22 protein-coding genes are annotated in these 25,146 nt (G+C 40.7%); 10 read left to right on the top strand and 12 right to left on the bottom strand.

What is annotated here, in order from left to right:
- The first annotated feature begins 55 nt into the window (after positions 1-55).
- From NQ564_RS06795 to NQ564_RS06765, 7 genes are read left to right on the top strand one after another with little or no spacing between them, the layout of a single operon-like run.
- The gene (locus NQ564_RS06795; protein ID WP_008149549.1) at positions 56-994 is read left to right on the top strand and encodes a UDP-glucuronic acid decarboxylase family protein; all 939 of its coding nucleotides are present in this window, start codon (positions 56-58) and stop codon (positions 992-994) included.
- A gap of 10 nt (positions 995-1,004) precedes the next feature.
- Positions 1,005-2,168 (top strand): glycosyltransferase, encoded by a 1,164-nt coding sequence (locus NQ564_RS06790; protein ID WP_021862555.1) that lies wholly within the window; start codon positions 1,005-1,007, stop codon positions 2,166-2,168.
- A gap of 13 nt (positions 2,169-2,181) precedes the next feature.
- Positions 2,182-3,969: an asparagine synthase-related protein gene (locus NQ564_RS06785; protein WP_008149552.1), complete on the top strand. Its 1,788-nt coding sequence runs from the start codon at positions 2,182-2,184 to the stop codon at positions 3,967-3,969.
- 21 nt (positions 3,970-3,990) lie between these two features.
- On the top strand, positions 3,991-5,028 hold the full coding sequence (locus NQ564_RS06780) for a glycosyltransferase family 2 protein (protein WP_227963236.1): 1,038 nt from the start codon (positions 3,991-3,993) through the stop codon (positions 5,026-5,028).
- Positions 5,010-6,101 (top strand): glycosyltransferase family 2 protein, encoded by a 1,092-nt coding sequence (locus tag NQ564_RS06775; RefSeq protein WP_008149556.1) that lies wholly within the window; start codon positions 5,010-5,012, stop codon positions 6,099-6,101. The genes NQ564_RS06780 and NQ564_RS06775 overlap by 19 nt, the downstream gene beginning before the upstream one ends.
- A 6-nt stretch (positions 6,102-6,107) precedes the next feature.
- Positions 6,108-7,667, top strand: coding sequence for a lipopolysaccharide biosynthesis protein (locus NQ564_RS06770; protein WP_008149558.1), 1,560 nt, complete (start codon positions 6,108-6,110; stop codon positions 7,665-7,667).
- Entirely contained in the window at positions 7,667-8,488 is an 822-nt protein-coding gene (locus NQ564_RS06765) for a glycosyltransferase family 2 protein (RefSeq protein WP_129649929.1), read from the top strand. Before NQ564_RS06770 ends, NQ564_RS06765 begins: the two co-directional genes overlap by 1 nt.
- Positions 8,489-8,996: 508 nt before the next feature.
- On the opposite strand, the gene NQ564_RS06760 is transcribed toward NQ564_RS06765, so the two are convergent.
- The 11 genes from NQ564_RS06760 to NQ564_RS06710 form a co-directional block, all read right to left on the bottom strand.
- The gene (locus tag NQ564_RS06760) at positions 8,997-10,016 is read right to left on the bottom strand and encodes an acyltransferase family protein (RefSeq protein ID WP_008149566.1); all 1,020 of its coding nucleotides are present in this window, start codon (positions 10,014-10,016) and stop codon (positions 8,997-8,999) included.
- A gap of 9 nt (positions 10,017-10,025) precedes the next feature.
- The gene (locus tag NQ564_RS06755) at positions 10,026-10,967 is read right to left on the bottom strand and encodes a phosphoribosyltransferase (protein WP_008149567.1); all 942 of its coding nucleotides are present in this window, start codon (positions 10,965-10,967) and stop codon (positions 10,026-10,028) included.
- Positions 10,964-12,169: a glycosyltransferase gene (locus NQ564_RS06750; protein WP_008149569.1), complete on the bottom strand. Its 1,206-nt coding sequence runs from the start codon at positions 12,167-12,169 to the stop codon at positions 10,964-10,966. Before NQ564_RS06750 ends, NQ564_RS06755 begins: the two co-directional genes overlap by 4 nt.
- Before the next feature lie 7 nt (positions 12,170-12,176).
- Entirely contained in the window at positions 12,177-13,301 is a 1,125-nt protein-coding gene (locus tag NQ564_RS06745) for a glycosyltransferase family 4 protein (RefSeq protein ID WP_039848183.1), read from the bottom strand.
- Between the two features lie 16 nt (positions 13,302-13,317).
- Entirely contained in the window at positions 13,318-14,547 is a 1,230-nt protein-coding gene (locus NQ564_RS06740) for a glycosyltransferase (protein WP_008149572.1), read from the bottom strand.
- Position 14,548: 1 nt separating this feature from the next.
- Positions 14,549-16,009, bottom strand: a complete 1,461-nt coding sequence (locus tag NQ564_RS06735) for an O-antigen ligase family protein (protein WP_008149574.1) — start codon at positions 16,007-16,009, stop codon at positions 14,549-14,551.
- A gap of 2 nt (positions 16,010-16,011) precedes the next feature.
- Complete coding sequence (locus NQ564_RS06730; protein ID WP_008149577.1) at positions 16,012-18,174, bottom strand: GumC family protein; 2,163 nt, start codon at positions 18,172-18,174, stop codon at positions 16,012-16,014.
- Entirely contained in the window at positions 18,174-18,968 is a 795-nt protein-coding gene (locus tag NQ564_RS06725) for a TolC family protein (RefSeq protein ID WP_036608314.1), read from the bottom strand. Before NQ564_RS06725 ends, NQ564_RS06730 begins: the two co-directional genes overlap by 1 nt.
- An 18-nt stretch (positions 18,969-18,986) precedes the next feature.
- On the bottom strand, positions 18,987-20,150 hold the full coding sequence (locus NQ564_RS06720; RefSeq protein ID WP_129649927.1) for a sugar transferase: 1,164 nt from the start codon (positions 20,148-20,150) through the stop codon (positions 18,987-18,989).
- Between the two features lie 5 nt (positions 20,151-20,155).
- Positions 20,156-20,521 carry a response regulator transcription factor gene (locus tag NQ564_RS06715; protein ID WP_036608461.1) on the bottom strand — a complete coding sequence of 122 codons (366 nt, stop codon included), beginning with the start codon at positions 20,519-20,521 and terminating at the stop codon, positions 20,156-20,158.
- A gap of 474 nt (positions 20,522-20,995) precedes the next feature.
- Positions 20,996-21,448, bottom strand: coding sequence for a YhcH/YjgK/YiaL family protein (locus NQ564_RS06710; protein WP_008149589.1), 453 nt, complete (start codon positions 21,446-21,448; stop codon positions 20,996-20,998).
- Between the two features lie 187 nt (positions 21,449-21,635).
- On the opposite strand from NQ564_RS06710, the gene NQ564_RS06705 reads away from it, so the two are divergent.
- The 3 genes from NQ564_RS06705 to trhA are packed head-to-tail and all read left to right on the top strand — an operon-like array spanning position 21,636 to position 24,732.
- Entirely contained in the window at positions 21,636-23,846 is a 2,211-nt protein-coding gene (locus NQ564_RS06705) for a heavy metal translocating P-type ATPase (RefSeq protein WP_129649925.1), read from the top strand.
- A 21-nt stretch (positions 23,847-23,867) separates the two neighbouring features.
- On the top strand, positions 23,868-24,074 hold the full coding sequence (locus tag NQ564_RS06700) for a heavy-metal-associated domain-containing protein (RefSeq protein WP_008157645.1): 207 nt from the start codon (positions 23,868-23,870) through the stop codon (positions 24,072-24,074).
- Positions 24,075-24,078: 4 nt separating this feature from the next.
- A complete protein-coding gene (gene trhA / locus NQ564_RS06695; protein ID WP_008149596.1) occupies positions 24,079-24,732 on the top strand; it encodes a PAQR family membrane homeostasis protein TrhA in 654 nt (217 codons plus the stop codon).
- A 155-nt stretch (positions 24,733-24,887) separates the two neighbouring features.
- Here trhA and NQ564_RS19330 read toward each other — a convergent pair whose 3' ends face one another.
- Positions 24,888-24,998 carry a hypothetical protein gene (locus tag NQ564_RS19330; protein ID WP_317135402.1) on the bottom strand — a complete coding sequence of 37 codons (111 nt, stop codon included), beginning with the start codon at positions 24,996-24,998 and terminating at the stop codon, positions 24,888-24,890.
- Between the last annotated feature and the right edge of the window lie 148 nt (positions 24,999-25,146).

Genomic DNA, 25,146 nt, shown 5'->3' with positions numbered 1-25,146 from the left:
AAATCATTACATTTGTTGACGATTAAAAAATAAACAAATCTAAGGGGTAAAATACATGAAATCTATATTGGTGACCGGAGGAGCCGGATTTATAGGGTCGCATTTATGCAAACGATTAGTGAAGGAAGGAAACAGGGTGATCTGCCTGGATAATTATTTTACCGGCTCCGAGCTCTTTGTGCACGATCTGCTTAAGTACCCCGGATTTCAATTGGTCGAACACGATGTGACCATTCCCTATAAAACGACTTCAATGATTGATGAAATCTATAACTTGGCATGCCCGGCTTCGCCGATCCATTACCAGTATGATCCGATTAAAACAATTAAGACTTCTATTTTGGGAGCTATCAATATGCTGGATTTGGCTCAAGAGCATGATGCCCGTATTTTACAGGCTTCGACGAGCGAGGTATATGGTGACCCTTTCGTTCATCCACAGCCGGAATCGTATTGGGGAAATGTGAATACAATAGGTCTCCGTAGCTGTTACGACGAAGGGAAACGGGCATCGGAAACGCTTTTCATGGATTATTACCGCCAAAACAAACTGAAGGTTAAAATTATCCGTATCTTTAATACTTATGGTCCATATATGACGGTCAATGACGGTCGTGTCGTTTCTAACTTCATTATTCAGGCTCTTAACAACGAGAGTATAACAGTCTACGGCAGTGGGCATCAGACCCGTAGTTTCCAGTATGTGGATGATTTGGTAGAGGGAATGGTCCGCATGATGTCGACCGGAGACTCTTTTACGGGGCCGGTCAACCTGGGCAACCCCGACGAGTTTACGATGCTTGAACTGGCAGAGCATATCATCCGCCTCACAGGCTCCCGCTCGGAGATCGTTTTCCGTCCTTTGCCGTCCGATGATCCTAAGCAACGGAAGCCGGACATTACGCTTGCCAGGAAGATGCTCCACGGGTGGACGCCTTCTATCTCTCTGGATGAAGGGCTTAGAAAGACAATCAGTTATTTCCAAGGTTTGTAAAGGCTGGCATATGTTACTAATAAGGCTACTGGAGATCATCTTGTTTGTATGTTTCTCCGTCAATATATTGTATTTGCTCGTTTTCAGCATCGCTTCTGTGTTCGGAAAACGGGAGAAGAGAGAGAAGGAGGCCGTTTCTTTTCGTCGTGTCGCCATATTGGTGCCGGCCTATAAAGAAGACCGGGTGATCATGGAGTGTGTGGAATCTTGCCTGCGGCAGAATTATCCTCATGACCGGTATGATGTGGTGGTTATCTCCGACCGGATGGAAGCGGTAACGAATGGGAGGCTGTCGGCTTTACCTCTTATTTTGGAGGTCGTCCGCTTCGAGAACAGTACGAAAGCAAAGGCGCTGAATCTGGCCATGAGTCATCTGTCGGGCTATGATTTGGCTTTGATCTTGGATGCGGATAATACCATAGGCCCTGACTATCTCAATCAAGTCAATGCTGCTCCTTTCAACGGAAACATCGTCGGCTACCAGACGCACCGGACAGCCAAGAATAAGAATACGAGTCTCGCTTACCTCGATGCTGTAAGTGAAGAGATCAATAACAGTATTTTCCGGCAAGGGCATGTGAATATGGGCCTGTCGGCCGCTTTGATCGGTTCAGGTATGGTCTTTGATTTCGAACTAATCAAAAAGATGCTATCCGATATACACGCGATTGGCGGTTTCGACCGGGCTTTGGAACTTACTTTATTTAAAGCTGGTAAACGTATTGATTATTTGCCGGATACTTATGTCTTGGATGAGAAGGTTCAGAACTGCCGGGATTTTGCCCGACAACGTAGGAGGTGGCTGTCGGCACAGATTCATTACCTGAGGGAGTTTGTTGGTGATGTGCCGGTTGCCTTGTTGAATAAGAATTGGGATTTTTGCGATAAACTGTTCCAGCAGATGAGTATTCCCCGTTTGCTCCTGTTGGGAGGTGCTTTTATTATTGCTCTGGTCATTTCTTTCATTTCCTGGCAAGTTTCCCTGAAATGGTGGGCGCTGTTCTGTATATTGATAGTCTCTTTGCTACTGGCTGTTCCAAAGAGTTTATATACTAGGAGACTATTCGTTGCCGTGATAGAATTGCCGGAGACGTTTTTCAGTATGTTCCTGAACCTTTTCCGTTTAAAGGGAGCTAATGAGAAGTTTATTCATACGGAGCATGGGGTAGAATAATAAAAAGATCGATATGTTTGTCGGATGTTGGAATAGAGGAAGTGAACTCCCGGAAGGGCAACAGGCTGAGCTGGAAGAGGGGATGGCTTATAAGGTGGATTGTCAGTGCTATCTGCGGAAGAATGTGCATATCTGGTTTTTCGGTGAGCTATATAATAAGAAGGAATATGGCTCGATAGACGATGCGGAAACATTTTTCACCTTATATGACCTAAAGGGAATCCAGGGGCTTTCCTCTTTGGATGGAGCTTTTACCTGTGTTATGAAAACTCCTGATTCGGTATTGATCGTTCGTGATCGACACGGCCTGGCTGACCAGGTATATTATACGGATAAGTATTTTGCTTCTTCTCTTTCTCTTTTGACATTGACGAAGGGATTCGAGGCGACACCAGATTACCAAGCATTGAGTTCTTTCTTATCGATCGGTTATATCGCTACCCCTTGTTCTGCCTTTTCAAGCGTTCGGAAATTAGGTGCTGGAGAAGTCTTGACATACAAGGATGGACATATGGAGTCCGGTCCCTTGTTTCCTACCGATGCCATAATTCCGGTTTCATCCGAGAAAAAAACATTGGAGGCTTATGCCGAAGAATACGCCGCTTTGCATATCGGAGCTATAAGAAAGCGTATCGGTGAAAGTTCGAATGTTGGCATTCTTTTGAGTGGTGGATATGATTCCGGATGTAATCTGGCAGCATTACGTTCCTTTTACAATGGCGATATCCGTTCTTATTCAATCGGGTTCAAAGGGGACAATTGGACGGAATTACCTTTGGCCCGGTGTATGTCCGAAACGTTCCGGACGATTCATACCGAATATGAGATGGACGGGAGCGAGATAAAGGCGCTTCCAGCTTTGGTCGAGCAGTTAGGGGATCCTTTTGTGGAAGGTGGATTAATGGTAAATTATGCTGTTATGCGCCTGATAGGGAAGGAGAAACCGGATGTAATATTGGGAGGAGATGGCAATGATCAATATTTCGGGACTTCCGGGCGCGAGGTCGCCTTGCATTATCTGATATCCCGCTATGGGATGAAGCCGATCGTGAATTTTTTATATAAGGTCCTGGATCGGCCTGCTTTTGATACAGATGCAAGTCCTTACCGGATCCGTTTCCACCTGGATAAGATATTGCATATTTTGGAGGGAGATTTATTTGGCTTTCCTACGTTTCGGTTAGAAAAACTGCTCAGAGACCATTCTTTTCTTTATTCTTCTCCACATCCGCTTCCTGATATGCGTAGTTTTGAGTATTTATATACCCAGCATAACTATAAGACTGATGTAGAAAAGATTATTAATCAGGTCATCTTGTTTAAGGCTTCTAAAATTGCTGATATGTTCGGCAACCATCTGGTCTTTCCTTACATGGATCTGGATTTATATATGTTCCTGGTGCGATTGCCGGTTCGTTATAAATGCAAAGGAGACAGTGTCTTTCGAATAGCTAAAGGAGATGTTACGGCTAAATATCTATTGAAATATCATTATCAGTCTATGCTTCCGGAGGCAATCACCGCAAAGAAAAAGCAGGGAGGATTTGCTCCTATGCCTGTCTTTTTCAAGGATGACAAACAGCGTGCGCGGATTGCCGACTACGTCCTTAGTTCATCTCTTGTTTCCGATTTCCTGAATAGAGACTATGTGGAGAAGTTTGTCGTTTCATACGACAGGGAATCGCATGAAGCTGGTAATTGGTTCTGGTATAAGCAGAATAGGGCTATACAATATTTTAATTTGCTGGCTCTATCTGTCTGGTGGGAGAAGTTTGTCAAACAGGGTAATCAATTTTTCTGATCTTATTATGAGTTTATGAAGATGAAAGTTTCTATAATCATACCTGTTTATAATGTTTCCAAATATATCGAGCGTTGTTTAAAATCTGTTCTCGGCCAGACTTGGAAAGATCTTGAGATCATCTTGGTCGATGACTGTACTCCTGATGATTCGATGGATATTGTCCGGGGTATATTGGAAACTTCCTCCCGAAGTGATATTGTCACCATTCTGAAACATGAGAAAAACAGAGGCCTTTCGGCTGCCCGCAATACAGGCATCCGGCAGGCTACAGGTAATTATCTTTATTTTTTGGACAGTGACGACTATTTGCCGGCCAATGGTATCGAGTTATTGGCGGATGCGGCGATCCAATATGATGTCGACTTTGTAATCGGTAATTATGAAATAACAGGCTCGCCCCGTTGGACTCCTCCTTTATTATTGGATACCTGTCTGTTAGTTAATAACAAGGAAATATTATCGGCTTATTCTAAAGATAAATGGTATGTTATGGCTTGGAATAAGTTGATAAGAAAATCATTTGTAGATGATAGTAGTCTTTTTTTTCAGGAAGGGATTATACATGAGGATGACTTATGGTCTTTTATGTTGGCTTGTAAAGCTCAGAAGGCTTGTTGTGTGGATCAGACGACTTATTATTATACAATTCAATCAGATTCCATTATGGGTAAACCGTCAATGTATGCTTTGGAATGCAGGGTGAAAATAATTGGATGCTTATATGATTACATAGATTTGCATTCGAATTTGAAAGAGGTCTCTGATGTTTATGTATTGTTTGAAACTTTAAAAGCCAAATATTTTGACAGAATCCTCTATTTTTCGAAAGATAAGGAGTTTCAATATGCGGCATATGTTTCCTTCCGTACGCAAACGTATATTTCGCCAATAAAAGCATTACTCGTTTTTAATCCTGGTATCAAACTTTGCTTGCGTAATGTTCATAAGCTCCTTCCTGAAAAACTGGGCTTTGAATATTTTAAAGCATTTGTGTATATGTCGTATAAGTTATTAATAGCATCGATAAAACTAAGACAATGGAGCGGTCGGCAATAGACAGGATACGAAGGTGTAAGATTTCAGTTATCGTACCTATATATAAAGCGGAAAAGACTTTGTCTAAATGTATAAGCAGCATTTTAGAACAATCTTTACCGGATTTTGAATTATTATTGATAGATGACGGAAGTCCTGATGCTTCAAGTAGTATTTGTGAAGATTGGGCCGATAGAGACGAACGAATTCGTGTTTTTCATCAGCAAAATGCCGGTGTCAGTGCTGCCCGGAATAAAGGATTAGTTGAAGCCACAGGGGAGTATGTCTGTTTTGTCGATTCGGATGATTGGGTAAAAACTGATTATTTAAAAGATTTATATGAGGCATTATTATCTGATGATAGTAAGTCCGGGCTAATCGTACATGGTTTTGTCGAATGTCTTCCTGATGGCAGGGTGATTTCGGAAATCAAATTGCAGGATAAAATTTTGAAGGAAAAACAATTTGCTGATGCTTTTATTCAGGATGATATATGCAGGTTAGGGTATATATGCTCTAAATTGTACCGAAAAGATTTAATTGACAAGCATAATATTGCTTTTAATACAGAAGTAGCATGTTGCGAAGATTTACTTTTTATGTTGGAGTATTTGTTGTATTGTGATTATATCGTATATGGAAAAAGTACCCATTATATTTATGTTAGGTATTGCACATCGCTGTCTGTTCGTGTGAATTCTTTTGAATCGGAATACGTTTGTTTCTTGCAGTATATATCATTGGCAGAACAGATAAAGCATAAATATGGTCTATCGTCTGAGGATATGGAAGCTGTCTATCGTTCGTTGATGGTTTGTTTTCGCCGTACCTTGAAGACCGATTATCAGCCGGGAAATACTGTTTTAAGAAAAGAAAGACTTATGCATTTGAGAAAACTGGTAGATACACGTCTGGAAATGATACGTTTCTATTATCATCCGGTATATAAAATAGACCTGTTTGGAAGATACCTGTTATTACATCGTATGTTCTATTTATATGATTTACTGATGACAACAGTCTTTTTATTAGGTATACGATCCGTTTTTATGGGTCCTAAAAGTAGTTCTATGATAAGCAGTCCAATTCCATAAAGCAAAATGATGAATGAGTCCCGTTCTTACAAAAGTTTATTGAACGCCCAGATCGGTCTGATTTTTTATTTGGTCACACTGGCTTTATCCTTTGTGTCCAGAAAAATATTTTTGGATAATCTAGGGGTGGAATTTATTGGTCTGACCGGAACGTTAACTAATATTCTTGGTTTTCTCAATTTGGCGGAATTCGGAATAGGATCGGCTATTAGTTTCTTTCTTTACAAACCGTTGCAAGTTGCCGATCGTGGCCGGATTTCGGAACTTATTTCTATATTTGGATATGTCTACCGCAAAATAGGCTGTATGATTGGGGCAGGGGGAATTGTGGTCAGTCTGTTTTTCCCTTTGATCTTCAAACAGACACCGATGGAATTCGGTATTATTTACTTTGTGTTTTATTGCTATCTCGGTTCTTCACTGATCGGTTACTTCATCAACTATCGCCAGGTATTGTTGACTGCCGATCAAAAGAACTATATTGTCACTGCCTATTTTCAAACGGCCAGTATTATTAAAACACTGGTACAAATCTTATTGGCTTGGTATTTCAAAAAACTTTTTATCTGGATCAGTATAGAGTTCTTGTTTAGTATAATCAGTTGTTTGATCTTGAACTGGAAAATCGATAAGGAATATCCGTGGTTAAAAAGTAATCTTTCTGATGGTAAACGACTACTGGAGAAAAATCCCCGATTATTCGTATATACCAGGCAGATATTTATACATAAAATTAAAGATTTCTTACTGAATAGAAGTGACGAAATCATGATCTTCGCTTTTGTTTCGCTGAAAATGGTTGCATATTACGGAAATTATACCCTCATTATCACAAAAATAAATCAAATCATCTCCACCGCTCTCGACAACGTCAGTGCGGGTGTAGGACAATTGATTGCCGAAGGAGATCAGCAAAAGATTATGAAGGTTTTTTGGGAACTTACAGCTATTCGCTATTTTATAGCAGGTGTAGTCGTTTTTGGTCTTTTTCATCTGTTGCCGCCTTTCATCACTCTCTGGTTGGGATCGAAATATTTACTTGGCCAGAGTGTACTAATCCTTTTAATGATCACTGTCTTTGTTATGCAAACACGGGGAGTGGTAGATATTTTTAATCATGCTCATGGCCTATATGCCGATGTCTGGACTGCTTGGGTGGAAGGTGTTGTGAATCTTGCGGTCACTATCACTGCTGCTTATTATTTGGGTATAGCAGGAGTATTACTGGGTAAAATAGCCAGTATCTTGCCAATCATTGTTTTTTGGAAACCTTATTATTTGTTTTCTACCGGTTTTAAGCTTCCGGTTAAAGTTTATTGGAAGCAGACAATCCGTTATTATTTTTTGTTTGCTGTTGGTTTTTTTCTCTTTACCTTGCTAAGCCGATGGGTTCCTTTCAAGCCAGAAAGAAATTTTAGCAATCTGATCGGGTATGCTTGTTTGACGGTGCTCCCTTTTACTTTCTGTTATTTCTTCTTATTACTGTTTGGTGCTACAGGAATGAAAGATTTTTTAGGCCGGTTTTTCCAGCTTGTACAATTATTAAAAAATAAATTTTGCAGATAATGAAAAAAGTATCAGTTATCACAGTTAACTACAATAATGCGGATGGCTTGAAAAGAACGCTTGAAAGTCTTTTTGCTCAAACTTTCACTGATTATGAATCAATTGTAATAGATGGCGGATCAACTGACGGAAGCCGGGAGATAATCGAAAACTTTGCTGATCGGATTACGTATTGGGTGTCGGAACCCGACGGAGGTATTTATCATGCAATGAATAAAGGTATTCGTCAAGCCACAGGTCTTTATTATAATTTTATGAATTCGGGTGACCTTTTTGAAGATCCGACGGTCCTGGAAAATATATTCGCTTCTGATCCTACCGAAGATATTTTGTTTGGAAAGTATGCCAGTGACCGTCACCCGAAAGGAGTTGCCTATCCGACTCCTATCACAATGTTGACTTTGTACAAGACGCATCCGAATCATCAAGCTTCTTTTTTGAGGCGGACACTGTTTAATGATCATTTGTATGACGAAACTTATCGGATTGCCTCAGATTGGAAATTTTTTATAGAGTGTCTGATTTTCCGTCAATGTAGCTATGCACATCTTGATGTAATAGTTGCCCGGTACGACCAGACTGGGATCAGTAGTGTGAACCAGAAACTTTATGAAGAAGAGCGGGAACAAATACTTCATTTGTTATTGCCTGATAGAATCTATGCCGATTACATCTATTTGGGAGATGCCGATTCACCTCTTCTCAAACTCACTCCCTACTTCAATCGGACAAGGGGATTCCAGCAGTTAATTTATGGAATCACTTATGCTTTGATACGGTTTCGCTCACTTTTTGTCAGGGAGTTAGGACAACTACACTAAAATCGCAACTAAATATCGTATTTTGTATCTTGTATGAATATTTACAAAACAACTATCATACTATCATTATTACTTAGTTACTATTGATTATCAATTTATTGAGTTATGATAGTCTCTATTCTCAACTATCATGCCTCTATCATACTATCATCTTATATATTTCTTTATTTGATTGATAATATGTTGTTTATGTGAATTATGAGCAAAAAACATATAGACAGATAGAAGCGGATTTTTATTAAAAACGACGTATTTCCCCGGATTAAGAAGAGAAACAGTGTATAAAATCCTGCCAAACAAGGCGGAAAAGTTGTCCGACATCCCTGTCACAGCTCTCCGAGACCCGGATCTCCTGCCTTTCAACATACGGGTCTCGGTACTCCGATATCCGGGTCTCAAGCAGCTTCTCAAGTTGTTTTTGCAAAAAAAGGCTTGATTGTGTGATAAAATGTAGGGTATTAGAATTTTGATACGGTTACCCTATCAGGAAGTAGGAAGTCTTTTCAATTTATTTGTGGGGTACAGTCCCTAAAAACAGCCTACTTGAAATTTTCCACTTTTTACAGACTTTTTCCACTAATATAGGACAGAAGGTTGCAATAGATCCAGCAAACAGAAATACAAGAAATTCGTTTTGTATGCCTATCCCTGAAAGGATAATACGACCTCCTGATGTGCCAAAACCATGATATAGATAGATTGTGTATGCATATTGGGCTAACCAGATAAAAAAGCGATTGTTTAGTTTTAAGTTGACTAAAAATGAGGAGGAAAGAATACCAATAATGATTGATAAATGATATTTGGTATAAAATGTTGTAATATGCGGGTAAAAGAAATTCATTTGTTGTAAAACAATTCCTATAATAAGGCCCGCTAAATATATTTTTAGCATTACCGGGCTTGATAGTCTCTCTTTGAACCTGACAATACCTACACCGGTAAGGAAGAAAGGCGATAAGTAGAACGCATTTTTAAATGCAAAATAATTAGGAACGGACCTTGGTATTATACCTGTTAATTCAGAATAGCATAATAGGCAGGCTACAATCATAAGAATATACCATCTGGATATGGTATTCAGATATTTTCTTATGTCACAGATAGCTATGCCGATAAAAACAAGGAACAGGGCAGGCAAATACCAGTAGATGCTGTAAGGAAATATATAAATTTTCCATATATCGGGTAATACCATTTTGTTGTTTGTTCCAGGAATGAAATATTGGAGCAGGAAATATAAGGAACCGACAAATACCATCGGAAATAGTAGACGTCTGACCTTCTTCCTTAGAAAGATGGAAATATTATCAGCCTTTACGGGATGTAAAGCATATACCCACCCTGAGATAACAGTGAAGAGAGGCATTCGAATGTTTACAAAAAGATCGTATAGATATCTGAAAAAGGAATCATTGGCAACTTTCATTCCTCCTTCCGATGTAGAGCCGATAACGTGCCCCAGCACAACAAGTAAGATTGCAATTCCACGTAAAGTCTCTATGTGGCAGGATTTTTGTTTTATCATAAGAAATCTCTATCGGATTATTTTTTTAATCAAATCTCTAAGTTTTAATAGCCCTTTTCGAACCAAGGGTAAAGACTGGCCGTTTTTTATGTTGTACAGTACAGACTGTGAGTCAAATATCATCTCGAAGTTCTCAGTGCATAAAACGGGTTTTCCTGTAATTTTATTTATTTCGATAGCTTGTGGTAAAGAGCTTTCTATAAATAATTTATATGGATTGAGTCTATATTCGTTTGCTTTATGTGAAGCATGACAGTTTGCTTTTTGCCTGGCTTCTTTGTTTGGTAGATCCAACATGACCAATTTGTTGTATTTAACCTTGTTAGCCTTTAACCATATTTCTGTTTCCGACCTATATTTTTCCAGACGGGAAGTTACCAATGTGCCAATTGGGGCACCTGGGATGAATAGAGGCTGCGCATGAAGAATAAAGTTTTTATATAATATACCATCGTCATTTTGTTCGGGTAAGGGATCTACACATAAAACACCGTCTATATCCATACAGGTTTTTTCCAATACGGTGTGATTCAGAATATTCCATTGGAAATAACGAGGAAGAGGAACGATATCAAAAGCATAATCAACCATATTTTCTTTACCGGGAATAGCATAAACGACACAATATCGGATGTTAAACTCATTTTCCAGATGTTTGACTTGTTCTTTACACTTTTGTATAGCTGACCCAGACGAAATGCTGTCATCGACGATCAATATTTTTTTGTATCGCCGGGAATCAAAGAACTGTCCTCTTTCTCCGGCTTTGTAGATATGACCATTGATAAATGAACCGAGATCGGTCACAGGCCTATTCAGATAAAGAGCCAGGAGGTTTGCCGGAAACATTCCACTTCGAGGAATGCCGACAACCAGATCGATATCCCTGGGAATGATATATAAGCGCTTTAATATGATCTGATTAAGGTCGGAGATACTTCTATAGTTCATAATGTCTTCTTTTGAAATTGTTCGATAATATTATAAATTTTCTGGACACTATGCCCCCAACTGTGTGTTTCTGCAAAACAGATACGTTCTTCTTTCTTTATCGGATCATTTATTTCTTTCAGGGCCTTGTCTAAGGCTTGAAGATATTCGTCTTTATTTGCCGGCAGATATGTATGTGCCGCAAAAATGTCCCGCATGGTATGAGTACTGGTCGCAACAATCGGCTTCCCCATAGCCAGGTATTCGTCTATTTTTAATGGATAATTTCCGTTTGTAATATCGTTGACCATTTGGGGATTGATGCAGACATCGTAGCTATTGATATAAGCCGGTAAAGTTTCAACCGGCTTTTTGCCTAAAAAATAGACATTAGGGAGTCGGTGTATCGGATGTTGACTGAACACTTCGTCTTCCGGGCCTGTAAAAACAAAGCTGTATACAGGTCGTTCTTCTGCAATTTGTAAAAGCAGATCACTATCCAGACGGGTACTGTTGACTGTGCCGACATAGCCAATTATAGGATGGGGTATAGGCTTTATATCTTCCGGTATCAGCCATTTTTTCCGACCATCATACAGAGCAAGATTGACTCCGGTTTCAATAGAAAAAGTGTGACGGTTATATTGCCGGAAACGTTCGGCAAAGTGTGTAGAGTTTGCCAGGACAATATCAGATTTGGCGGCCAATAGCGGTTCAAGTCTCACCCCGTTCTTTTTCCAATAGGATTCTCCAATGACGAAGTCTCTGCAATAATAGATGGAAAGAGATGGGGTTAGGTACTCCTTTAAATATTGGCTGCGATAGATATCCGTATCTATCAGATGTATATAATTATTGAAGTTCAATTGAGTCGTTATTTGACGGATATAGTCTGCTATTTTCCGGTTATTGATTCTGTTTATCCAATCGAATAGGCAAGTAGTCGGTAATCCTCCGACCGGCAAGACGCAAAATGGGCAGTCTGCAATCCACATATGTTCGTTAATTTGACGGATGGGAGAGGCCTGTTTCTTTATCACATCCATCCTGCGAGTCCAGGCTTTATTTTTATTTCCCCGTAATCGGGTGGAATAATCCATCGGGGTATTGATGTATAAAACCCGGTTATTTTTCGAGATCTCCAAGGCCGTATTTTTGATGGTACTGCCTATTTCGATATCCCAAGGTTGTAAGCTGGTAATGATAAAGTCGCGATTCTTCATGGTGGTGTTATTTAGATTTGACGGTTGATTGATATAGTTTTAACAGTTCACAGGCTGTCTGTTCCCATGAAAAACATTTGGCACGTTCGAGCCCATAAGCCGATTGTTTTTGATAGTATTCTTTATCCTGTTCCAATAAAAGGAGTTGGGCTGCTATCGATCGCTCGTCTGTCGGGTCCGTCAGAATAGCGCCTTCTCCTCCGATCTCCGGCATGGATGAGGTGTCGGACGTTATTACTGGGATGCCGCAAGCCATTGCTTCCAGCAAGGGGATACCGAAACTTTCCCGCAAAGATGTATAGAGAAAAGCGAAAGCACCATTGTATATAAAAGGCAAATCGGTATTGGGGATATATCCCAGTAGATACAGGTAAGGGCGTATATTCTCCAAACCTGTTTCTTTTAGCATCTCATCTACAAATTCCGGTTTCAGGTCTGCGATTAATAGAGGGCGCTTCTCTTTGGATTGTTGCAGATACGAATAATATGCTTTCAATGTACGGGGCGTATTTTTCTTGGGATCTGTATTCCCTAAGAAAAACAAATAGCCGGTTACCGGTATGTATTTTTGTATGACTGTTTCTATGTTGTCCAACGGCTGAAAATGATTACTAAAACCATTATAGATAGCCATAATCTTGTTTTCCGGCAAATGAAGCGTTTCCCGTATACGGTTGCATTCGAAATGAGATACGGTGATTATTTTTCGGCATTTAGGCAAAATGCGAGGCACAACCAGACGCCTGTAGCACCTTCCCATATTTTGGTATAAGGATTTACTGCTGCCCTGTCTATTCTCCAAAAAAATAATATCGTGAAGAGTCAGAATCAGAGGAACCTGAATACGCAAAGGAGCAGTATTGCTTGTGCAATGGAGTAAATCCGGTTTACACTTATTTATCGCACGCGGTAATGCCCATTGTTCCCAAAGCGGATAGGTCGGACATTTCACTTCGATGATATGTACATTATCCGTTTCTCCCAGGCAGTGATCTGTTCCCGGACTTACAAAAATGAAATATTCATTTTCTTTATCGATCTTCTGCAGTTCCCGGACGGTTTCGAGGACTACGAAATCCATTCCGTGCTTGTTCGGGCGAAAAATGCGTTGTGCTTCTATTGCGATTTTCATTTTGTCGGGTTTTATATTAATTGTTATCGGATGAATGATCACCGTGTACCGTATGAATAAATTTTTTGTTTGCTCCTCTCAGGCGGAAAAGATTGAGGAACATTAAAATGAACAGAAGCGGCAGGCTGATGATGGCTTTCTGGAAACGATTGTCCACCAGATAATCCGGTATCGCCATGAAAAATGAAATGATCAGTATGAATGTGATTCCCCACCATTTAAGAGATAAAGACCAATCGTACCAAGTTGTTACAATTGAAAATATCACCAGAAAACCAAATAAGATTATTCGCGGAGGCATCATCCATTGCAAAAGTTTGTCACAATAATCCCAGTTGCCTGAGAAGAAAGCTTTGGGGAGCTTCCATAAGCCGGAAAACAAATTCGTGAATTGTGTAGCGATCCATCTGCGTCGTTGTTCGTAGAACTGTCCTTTCTTTTCGATTTTTTCATCATAAGTATAAACGTCTTCCAGAAATTCGATATAGATATTCTGTGAAAGCAACATGCTTTCAAGTTGTTTATCCACTCCGACATGAGTCGCTTTATAAATGTATTGTATAAGCCAATCATAATCGAAAGCCATGCCGGAACCTATCAATGCGGAGGAAAAGCCCAGGCGGGTATGCCCGGAACGGAAAATGGAATTATTTATCTCTTCGCTGACCGCATCCAGAACGGCTGTATTGGTATTCCTGTTTTTGGCAACTCGATGTGTTTGTATGGCGAGGCAGCCGGAATAATAGGCATCGTTCAATTTATTCAGGAAAGATGCGTTCACGATGTTGTCCGCATCCATGATTACGACCATGTCACATTTTTCAGTTTTTGTACTCAGGTAGTCCATGGCGAGACGGAGCGCATTCGTTTTGGTACTTTGGGCATATCCAGCTTCCAATACTGTGATGGATGGTAATGCTTTGAGTGTTTGAATAGTTCTTTCCCGCATTTTGTCGGTTATCACGATAATCTCATACATATAGGAAGGGTAATCCTGTTCCAAAAATGAACAAACAGAATTAATAATGACTGCATCTTCCTGGTAGGCAGGAAATAGAACGACAAAGCGGTGTTTCTTCCGGGCAGGAGGATATTTGTTCCTTGTCTTTTTCAGTGAAGCCAATGAAAAAATGAAAATATACAATACTGCTATCAGAAACAAAAGAAATACGATTGCATCTGCATATTCTATCAGTTTATCCCCATTGGAGAACCACCATTTGTTTATTTCATATTCAAAATCCATGCTATAATATGTTTGTATTGGGTTCTAATTTTGTTTGTCCTGTCAATTCATTGTCATACGATTTTCCTAAAACAAGAAAAGTCTGAAATATATACGCGATATATCCTGTCGGGTACTGCCAGAAAAAATTATTGCCGTATGCACTGAGCATGATACCCCATAGACCGCAATTCATGGCTATCAACATGCCTTTCAGCTCCCTGTTTCGTATGCGGAACATGATCAGATAGGCACTGTATGTAATGATAAACAATAAAATGACGATATGCAGGCATAATCCGACGATCCCAAACTGTACCCAAATATTGACATAGTGTGAGTCTGTCGGTACCTCGGTTGTAAAACGGTGGGAAAAGCGTCTTCCTTCTATGCCTGCCAACCCGACTCCTTCTCCGAATGGTTTATGAACCATATATTCGGCAAGTCGTTTCTGATTTGCTTTCCTGACCAGATAAGAAGCGTCTTTTTCCGGATGAAAAGCTGTGCGCATACGATGTATCTGCCGGTTTGAATCCCAAATATGTGTTTGAGCGAAAAAAATATAAATAAAAAGTAAACAGATTGCTCCTCCCACAATATAGCGGACATTTTTATTAAGCAGGATAAACATGGCTAATCCTCCAAGTGGGACGATCATGGCGCCGCGTGTACCGGACATTATTAGTCCATAAGCAGCAAATAGAGACACGAACCTGTAGTAATACCGGAGCTTCTTATTGGACATATAAAAAGATAAAATCATAAAAACGACTGCTGCCATTCCCATATTGGAACCAAAATTTCCAGCATCCGAAAAAATGGAAAAGTAACGGATTCCACTTGGTAAAAGATGTGTTTTATAGCTTTCACTTCTTATTAGCCAGGCATTTTCTCCAGCATCAAACCCTATATAACGTTGTATAAGTGCTTTAGCGATCGCTATCAAGGTGAAAATGGATAACAGGAATAATATTCTTTTGATATCCAACACTCTGCTTAATAGCAGGGAGGTTAATAACACCAATAGCGTAAAATTGTAAAAAGAATTGCGAGTATATACCCAGGCTTCTATGACTGCGGATGGATTGAACAACTCAAAAAACACATAGATCATCCATACAAGAGATATATACAGTAGTTTATTGTTGGCTCTTTGCCAGGGTATTTTCCCTCCGCATAAAGAATAGAGGAAAATACATACCAATAGAAATATAATAAAAGCATCCATCATCACACTGCTGTTTTGGATATTCACATAACGTAATATCCCGATGAAAAAATAGTTCAATGTAAATAGGGTTATAAATCCCCAGTAGGGTTTATTAAGCACGGTAACGATGTAAAAAGTAAGAAAAGGAACTATCACGACAGCTGCCGCCATCAACCATATTTGTTGTATTAATGCATAAGCTAACAGTATAAGCCCTATAACCAATAGCGGATAGGGGCTGAAAGATTTAGTATCTTCTTTTATCCCTTCCATATTTATGATTTATTGGCTGTGAGACCGAATTGATTGAGCCGGAATGTCAGATTCTTCAATCCTGAATAGGGAGGAAGCTGGCCGGTAAAATCTTCTACAAATTCCCGTTCCGCACGGTTTAATAGCAAATAAAGAGGTTTGTCCTTGATCTGTTTTCTGAAATGTCCTAAAAGCTGGGTGTCACTGGTTGTCCATACCCGGCAGGCATCTGCTACTAACAGGTTGACTTGTGCTTCCTGCAACAAAGCAGTGGAGATGGGATAATCTCTTAGTGGAGGATATTTGACTATCAGGATATCGGGGCTTTCCTGTCCGTATGGAGGCTCGTAAATACTATGAATGCTATTGGCTTGAGCATATACCATCGATTGTGAATTGTAGTCTTTACCATAAGATATTATTTTGACAGTGAAACCCAAATCCTCCCAATATTCCTGTAAATAGGATGCAATAAAACTTTTTCCTTCCTGCTCTCCGAAGCTGATCAAATTAATGATTGAGGTACGGCCGAGTTGCAAGAATATATTTAATTGATTGCAACAATAAGCTGCGACAACCCTGTTCGAAGCCTTTGTAAATCCCCGGTATTTCAGATTGATGTGTCCGGTGAATGCTGCCAGAACCGGAAGACCGGTAAGCCGTCTGGCACGGTCTGCATCCCGTAGGGTGCGGTCCAGTAATTCTATCAGCAGATTAAATCCGATAATAAAAAGTATGCTACCCAAAAAGGCGGCTATAACCAGTAAAGATCGTTTACTTTTATCACTCAAGATAGGGAATGTCGGTTCGGAAATCAACCTTAGTGTTGCAGAGGTGAGCTGTATATCCTTCTGTTTCATTTTAGCCATGTTCAGTGCATGCAACATTTGCAGATAGGATTGTTCCAACACTTTGATTTCGCGTTGTTGCCTATCTATTTGTGTCCCGATGGGAGAGTAAATCTTATACTGTTCGTTGTAAACCTTTCTTCTTTGGTCCAAAACATCCAATTCGGCTTTCGCTTTTGTCTTCACGATCGTTTGCCTTAACCACTCGTCTACAAGTCCGTCGATTGCAACCCCTTCCTTACTTTCTTTATAGCTGTTTATCATTGTCGTCAAGGAGGATATTTTTTGTTCGGCGCTTCTTAATTGCTCTTTATATTTTAGAAGATCGGTGTTTTTATTTTGCATCTCTTCCGAATTGAATGTTTCAATCTCGGTTATTTTTCCATTGATCGAAGATATTTCATTCAGAGCTTGAATAAACTCATCATTGGCTTTCACCAATTTTGTTCGGATATTCATATATTGTTCCATTTTTTGAATGACTTTGTCCGCACTTTCGTGAGCCCTCCGGGTCGCTTCGTAACGGTTTTCAAATTCTGAATATGAGTTAGCTATAGCTTTGGTCTGTTCCGGATAGTTGATGACACTGTTTGCGACATTATAGTTGACTAGATTATCTTCCAGGCTTGACAGTTTTGCTTGCTGTCTGTTAAGTTCTTTTTCATAATAGGCAACGATGTCATTTGTGGTTTTATAGCGTATGTCTTCATAGGCGGCTCGCAATTCGTCATATATGAGTTTGATTGTACTTAGTGTGATGCCCGGATCTGTTGTCTGGTAGGAAATTTCGATAAGATCGCTGTTGTCCAGTCTTTTTGCGGTGAGGGAAGACAGCTTGTTGTAGCTATAAAATGGCCCGTTGCCGTTAAGTATGCCATATAAGAAATTTTCAGGATCGTTTTTCATGTATTTCATGAAATTGTCGATTGTTCTTTCTTCAGAATCTTTGTCTACTAATTGCAGCAAGTCTTCAGGTATGATTTTTATTAGCTCTTGGTAATTTTTGGCACGTATATAAACATTGTCTTCATCAAGGTTGCCGTGGACAAGATTTATAGCGAGTAGTTTGATTGCAATATTTTTCTGTATACCTTTTTCCTGAGTCAACTTGACAAGGTTATCGAACATATTCTCTACAGATTTCCAATTGGCCGGTTGCTGATCGCTATTTAAACCTGTGTCGGAGACAATGCCGGTGTAGATTGTTGCTTTTACGGTGTATGTTTTAGGTATAAAGCGAGAAAAATAGATAACCAACCCCGTGACAATAACGGAGCCAAATATCAGTTGATATCGAATCCGGTAAAGGAAACGTATTATGTATAATGTGATATTCATTATTTTTCCTGGCTGCTTCTGTTGATAATCTTTACATTCGTAAGCATCTCCAATAGTGTGACGGCGTTATGTAAGGCGGCACGGCCTTCTTGATAGGTAATCACAGCACTTGAACGGCGTCCTCTTTCAAGAGAAAGGGCGGTAATATCTATTTTCCCGTTAATAAAATCCTGTTCGGATATTTTCATTTGGGCGTTGTACAACGCAGCGGCATCGGATTTCGCTTTTAGTGTCGCCAATTGCTGGAGTACATTGTTGTAAGCCTGTAAAATCATCAATTTTCGTTCTTCTACCGACATTTCATATTCGGATTGCAGTTGAAGATATTGTGCTTTTTTAGCCTTGTTTTTTTGTTTTCTACTCACCAAGTCACCGATCGGGATACTAACGGATACTCCTGCATTATATAAATTCTGGTTATTTCCTATGTCACTGATTATAGGATTTCCATCTGTGGAAGAAGTAGAATAGAGATTATTCCGACCGTATTGGTATGTACCATGCAATCTCAGGTAACTAAGCCATTCCCGTTGGGTGATTTTTCTTTCCGCGTTTACCTCATCCCGTTTCGCTTCATATATTTTGACGGAAGGATGTTCATAGACGGATTGAAGAAACACTGAAAGGGGAGGTAGTTGAACACGTTCGTAATCATCCAACATAGCCTGTATGGAGTCGGAGTCGGACTTGGCTCCGACTTCTACAATTGTCGCATTGTCCGTATAGCTTTTGCGTTTTTGCGCCATGCAATGCATAGAGCTGAATATCAATAATAATATAAGTGTTGTTTTCATGATGTTCCTCCGTCGGGTTTAGACATTTTCCTCCTGAATAAAGGCTGTAAAAGTCCGGATGATTATTTTCATATCCAGGCTGAAAGAAAAAGTCCGGGCATATTTAATATCCAGTTGTTTACGCTCTTCTGGAGACAGACTGCCTCCATTTCCTCGCTTCTCAACCTGCCAAAGGCCGGTTAATCCGGAAGGGGCCATGAACCGTTCGATATAATTATCGGAAGTTAATTGTTCAGCCTCGTAGATAGGCAATGGGCGGTTTCCTACGACAGACATGTCACCTTTTAGAATATTGAATAATTGCGGAAGTTCGTCAATGCTGTATTTTCGAATAATACGGCCTACGCGGGTGACACGCGGATCGTTTTCCATCTTAAAAAAAGTATTGGCACGTTCTGTCGATTTATTTTTTAAATAATCATGCTCTGTCGTGCTAAAGTTATCGGAATATAGAAGGGAACCTGCCGATCGATCATTCGCTAATGGTACCTGCAGTACTGCAGAGGTAGAGGGGCCAAGCCTCTCTACCTCTGCGTTATACTGATTTTGCGTCTTATATTCAGCCAATCTTTTATCTGCGTCAGGATACATGGACCTGAATTTATAAAAGTCGAATATTTTGTAACTGCTGCCTACCCGTTTGGATTTATAGACAATAGGACCTTTACTTTCCAATTCTATAGCAATAGCCGTTATGGCGAAAATGGGAGATAAGCATAGTATGGCCCCTAAGGATGCGGCGATATCAAAAGCCCGTTTCCAAAGAGGGAGGTGGAAAGAGTATAATCGGTCCGGCTCTTTGTCTTTCTTGTCACAGATTGCTTTTTTACTCAGGAAATCTTCTGCGATAGCGAGTAAACGGAGCAGCTCTTCTTTAGTTATGCTTTCTGTGATGACACAATTGACCCCTACTTTTATATATGCGATCTTTTCTTCTTTATCCAGGAAATTCGCAAATAAAATAATATAGGCGGTAGAATAGAGCTTTCGTAGTTTTTGGATTGTCTCCAAGTCTTCCCTGACATCGTCCTTTTCTAAAAATATGCAAAAGTTAACAGGATCCACATGTACCATAGCCTGACAAAACTGTGTAAGTGTCGGACATTCTACCACGCGTCGATTTAAGGCTCTCTCCAGCCTGCCAGGTAGTGAAGAATGATTTCCAAAGAAGATATATTCCATATCAGTTATTTTACAAGTCTTTTAATCCTGATTCTTAACTCTTCGGGATTGAATGGTTTTATTATAAAATCTTCAGCTCCTTCTTCCAGTAGGCGTATTCGTGTTGAACTGCTTTCTTCGCTCGATAATACTAAAATTGGGATGTGATTGAAAAGGTTGTTCCCTTTTAAATAACATACGAATTCTTCACCACTCATCTCCGGCATATTCAAATCAGAAATTATACCGTCCGGAATATTTCCCTCGTTCATCCATGAAATGGCTTTTACTGGATTTTCCATATACACCACTTGATAGGAGCTGGATAAATAGATCATGATGATCTTTGCTATTTCCGGCTTGTCATCAACAATTAGAATCGACTTCATTATTGGCAATTTTGCGTTACCCTACAATTATTTGACTTTAAAACTCGTTGGACTTCTCCACTATTGGCTTTATCATTGAAGAATGTATAAAATACAAAAAACTCTGACCCACCTTGGAAGTCGGGTAGAGTTAGATTCTATAAATTCATTGGAATAATATGTGTCTTTGTGAATATGCCAATGCAAAAGTAGAGAAAACTTTTGAAAATTAAAGTATATTGAATAATATTTTTGTGAGAATAACGGTTTGCTTGAGGTTTTTCCGGTTTATTGTACCTTTAGTCGAAGTTTGGTTGGTGCTTTTTTGTCTGTTTCGCGTATAAAAAATAAGAGAGTGTGTCGAAACTATCCTGTTCCCGCGCCTCTCGCGGGATCGCGTTAAAACCAGCCCTATAAAAGTCAGATTAATAAGGCCTGTCCTTTTGCGTCCCCGCATCAAGTGCGGGGACAAGGAGATTTTGACACACTCTCTTATTTTTATTTTTCAACTTGTACCTTTACGATCACCTTACGGATATTGCCCTGACCGATGCCGGGTGCATGGCCGTCTTCGGGGAAATAAATGGCGAACTGTCCCGGGTAGATCTTGGTGTAGGCTGTAGGACGGTCAATATAGAAAGCGATGTCTTTTTGCTCGTTATAAGGAGTCGATTCTTCCTGTAGCTCACATCCCGGTTTCCAGCCGATTTTCTCCACACCTAACAGGGGCATCTGGATGTCGATGTATTTTTTGTGTGTTTCGATAGCAGCATCTTTCTTTTCTTTACCGAAAATACTGACGACGCTTACATATAAACGAGAACCTTCCAGTTCATACTTACCATCTTCCACCTTAGAGAAGTCCGTAGATTTTAAATAGTCGAATGCTTGTTTGAATAGAGGATGCAGGCATTCGATTTTTTCTGTGTTGTTTAATGAATCAAGTATCATACGTCTTATTTTTTAATTCGTTCATTCGTTTGATCATCGGCAAAGGTCGTATATTCGAATGTTAAATAATAGCCCCTTTCTGCAAATAATTCTATTAAAATCAAAGAATATTTATTTAGTTACGAAATAACCGAATAAACCGTATCTTTGTTATACTAATGAAACAAATTTGACATTTGAACGCGATATGAGAGAAACAGAAACAAAGGTATTGCCTGTTCTTGAAATGAGTTGTGCCGTTTGTGCGGCGAGTGTGGAGAGTACGGTACAGGCATTGCCTGGTGTGGAGAAGGCAAGCGTGAATTTCGCTGCGGGTACGTTGACGGTGACTTATAATCCGTCTATCATCACTTTGAAGGCTATGCAAACAGCTGTACAGGCTGCCGGATATGATCTGATAGTCGATGCTGAAGATCCTGTAGCCATGCAGGAGGAGATGGCTAGAAAACATTATAAGATATTGAGGAGGAATACGATAGGTGCATGGGTGCTGTCCATCCCGTTAGCACTTTTGGGGATGGTGTTTATGCATATGCCGTTTGCCGACTGGATCATGATGGTGTTGGCATTGGCCATTATGGTCTTTTTCGGACGCTCGTTTTATGTGAGCGGCGTGCGGCATGCCCTGGGGGGAAAAGCCAATATGGACACATTGGTCGCACTCAGTACTTCGATCGCTTTTCTGTTCAGCCTTTTCAATACTTTATGTCCCGGATTTTGGTTGGAAAAAGGGCTGGAACCACATGTTTATTATGAGGCTTCAGGCGTGATCATCGCGTTCGTGTTGTTGGGCAAACTGATGGAGGAGCGTGCTAAGAACAGTACGTCTTCGGCGATAAAAGGATTGATGGGGTTGCAGCCTAAAACGGCCCGTTTGGTAATGGACGGGAGAGAAGAAGAAGTGCCTATCTCGATTCTTCAGGTCGGTAATATAATCAGTGTACGACCGGGAGAAAAGATTCCGGTGGACGGAACTCTTTTACAGGGAAGTTCTTCGGTAGACGAAAGTATGCTGAGCGGAGAGCCGATTCCGGTGGAGAAAAATGCCGGTGACCGGGTGTTGGCCGGAACGATCAATCAGAAGGGCGCTTTTACGATGGAAGCGACAGGTGTCGGGGGAACGACCGTATTGGCTCAGATCGTGCAGATGGTTCAATCGGCACAGGGAAGCAAGGCTCCTGTTCAGCGGATTGTAGATAAAATAAGCGGTATATTTGTTCCTGTCGTCGTATTGCTTTCGATTCTCACCTTTGTCTGTTGGCTGATGATAGGGGGAGAAAGCTATTTCTCGTATGCATTGCTATCGGCCGTCTCGGTGTTGGTTATTGCTTGCCCGTGTGCATTGGGATTGGCTACGCCGACAGCCTTGATGGTCGGAATGGGAAAAGGGGCCGAACGGCATATCTTGATTAAGGATGCTTTCGCTCTGGAAAATCTATGCAAGGTCGATACGATTGTTTTGGATAAGACCGGGACACTGACGGAAGGTGTGCCGGTTGTTACGGATTCTTACTGGATTTCAGACGACAATACCCGTTACTTGGACATTCTGTACACGGCAGAGCAGAAGTCCGAACATCCTTTGGCATCCGCTATTATCCGTTGGTTGGAAGATTCCAGTGCAAAGGTCTGTGAGACTGAGAATTTCGAAAGCCTGACAGGACGGGGCGTGCGCATTCAGGTCGAAGGGGCCACCTACTGGGTAGGGAGCCAGGGATTACTGGAGCTATTCCAGGCCGATATTCCGGAAAAGGCACGTAAGCAAATCGGACAATGGCAGGAGGAGGGGCAAAGTGTTGTCTTTTATGGTCAGGATGCCCGGTTGTTGGCTGCCTTGGCGATCTCGGACCGTATCAAGCCGACTTCTGCGGAAGCTGTTAAGGAACTGAAAAAACAGGGAATAGAAGTACATCTTCTGACAGGCGACGGTGTCCGGACAGCTGAACGAGTCAGCGAGGCATTGGGCATAGATCATTATAAGGCTGAAGTGATGCCGAACGATAAAGAGGAATATATCGTATCTTTGCAAAGACAAGGAAAGAAAGTAGCGATGGTCGGCGATGGTATTAACGACTCGCAAGCACTTGCCCGGGCGGATGTCAGTATCGCGATGGGAAAAGGAACGGATATTGCGATGGATGTGGCGATGGTCACGCTTATCACGTCTGACCTGTTGCTGCTTCCCGATGCGATCCGTTTGTCCAAACAGACAGTTCGCCTGATTTATCAGAACTTGTTTTGGGCATTTATATATAATGTGATCGGTATTCCGTTGGCTGCGGGCGTTTTGTTCCCGATAAACGGACTGCTGTTGAATCCGATGTTGGCAAGTGCAGCAATGGCTTTTAGCTCTGTATCGGTAGTATTGAATAGTTTACGGTTAAAATTCATGAAATAACAATTTAAAAATAGAATGATTATGGCAACAACAAAATTTAAGACAAATGCAAAGTGTGGTGGATGTGTAGCGGCAATAGGTGCAAAGCTCAATACGTTAATGGCCTCGGATGACTGGTCGATCGATTTGACCGATCCGAATAAGGTGCTGGAAGTGAAAGTTGATCTTGCTCCTGCTACTGTGATTGCAGCAGTAAAAGAGGCCGGGTTCAAGGCTGAACAGTTATAAGCGGATGATTGCCCGGCAACGACAAACATACGGTGAAGAGGTAGCCAATGTCCTGACACATGGCGCCGGGATGCTTTTGGGACTAACCGCTATCGTTGTTTTGATGATGGCGGCTATCCGAAGCGGCAATCCTTGGGCGATCGGCAGTTTTGCTGTTTATGCTGTTTGTATGACACTTTCGTATGTGACATCTACATTTTACCATGCTTCGACCCATGCACGGCAGAAAAGGCTTTTACGCCGGTTCGACCATAGTGCGATCTATCTGCATATTGCGGGGACTTATACACCCTTTACTCTGGTAGCCCTTCGGCAGGAAGGCTATTGGGGTTGGTCGCTATTCGCCATCGTATGGATTGCGGCAGTGGTCGGTGTCTGGTTGAGTTTCCGGAAGATGAAGAAGAAAGACCATCTGAAAACGGTTTGCTATCTGGCAATGGGCTGGGTAGTCATAATTGCCTTCAAGCCCTTACTGCATGTCTTTCGTGAGACTGGTTCGATGGATGTTCTGTATTGGTTGATAGGAGGAGGGCTGTTTTATACGGTGGGCAGCTTGTTTTTCTTCCTGGACAAGTATAAATATATGCATCCTGTTTGGCATTTCTTTGTGCTGGGAGGGAGCGTCTGCCATTTTATATCGATTTACCTGTTGGTATAAAAGAAAAAGGAGAAAGCAATTGCCGCTTTCTCCTTTTTCTTATTACTTACATTCTTCCGGATGTTCTTTCTTGTATTTCCGTTCCCGGTAGGAAAGGATCGCAATCATAATTAATCCGAAAACAATCATACTACTGAATAAATATACGGCTTCCATCATTTACCTCCTTTTTCTTTATAATATTTAAGACCTACAATAACAAATACTACAGTAGCTGAAATACCCAATATTAAAACTAACAGTTTATCACTTGTTATATCCAACAACGTACTTAAAACAACTCCTGCAAAGACCAATTTGGCAATATCGATAAAGAAATCACCCAGTTTCTCATTGATGATTAATACCGGAGGATACAAATAATCCGATAAAATAAAAAGGCAGACTTGGGTAAGCCCGCCTTTTTGCGATATG

It is taken from the genome of Parabacteroides johnsonii DSM 18315 (assembly GCF_025151045.1).
Taxonomy (GTDB): domain Bacteria; phylum Bacteroidota; class Bacteroidia; order Bacteroidales; family Tannerellaceae; genus Parabacteroides; species Parabacteroides johnsonii.
This window is presented reverse-complemented; position numbering and strand designations above follow the sequence as displayed.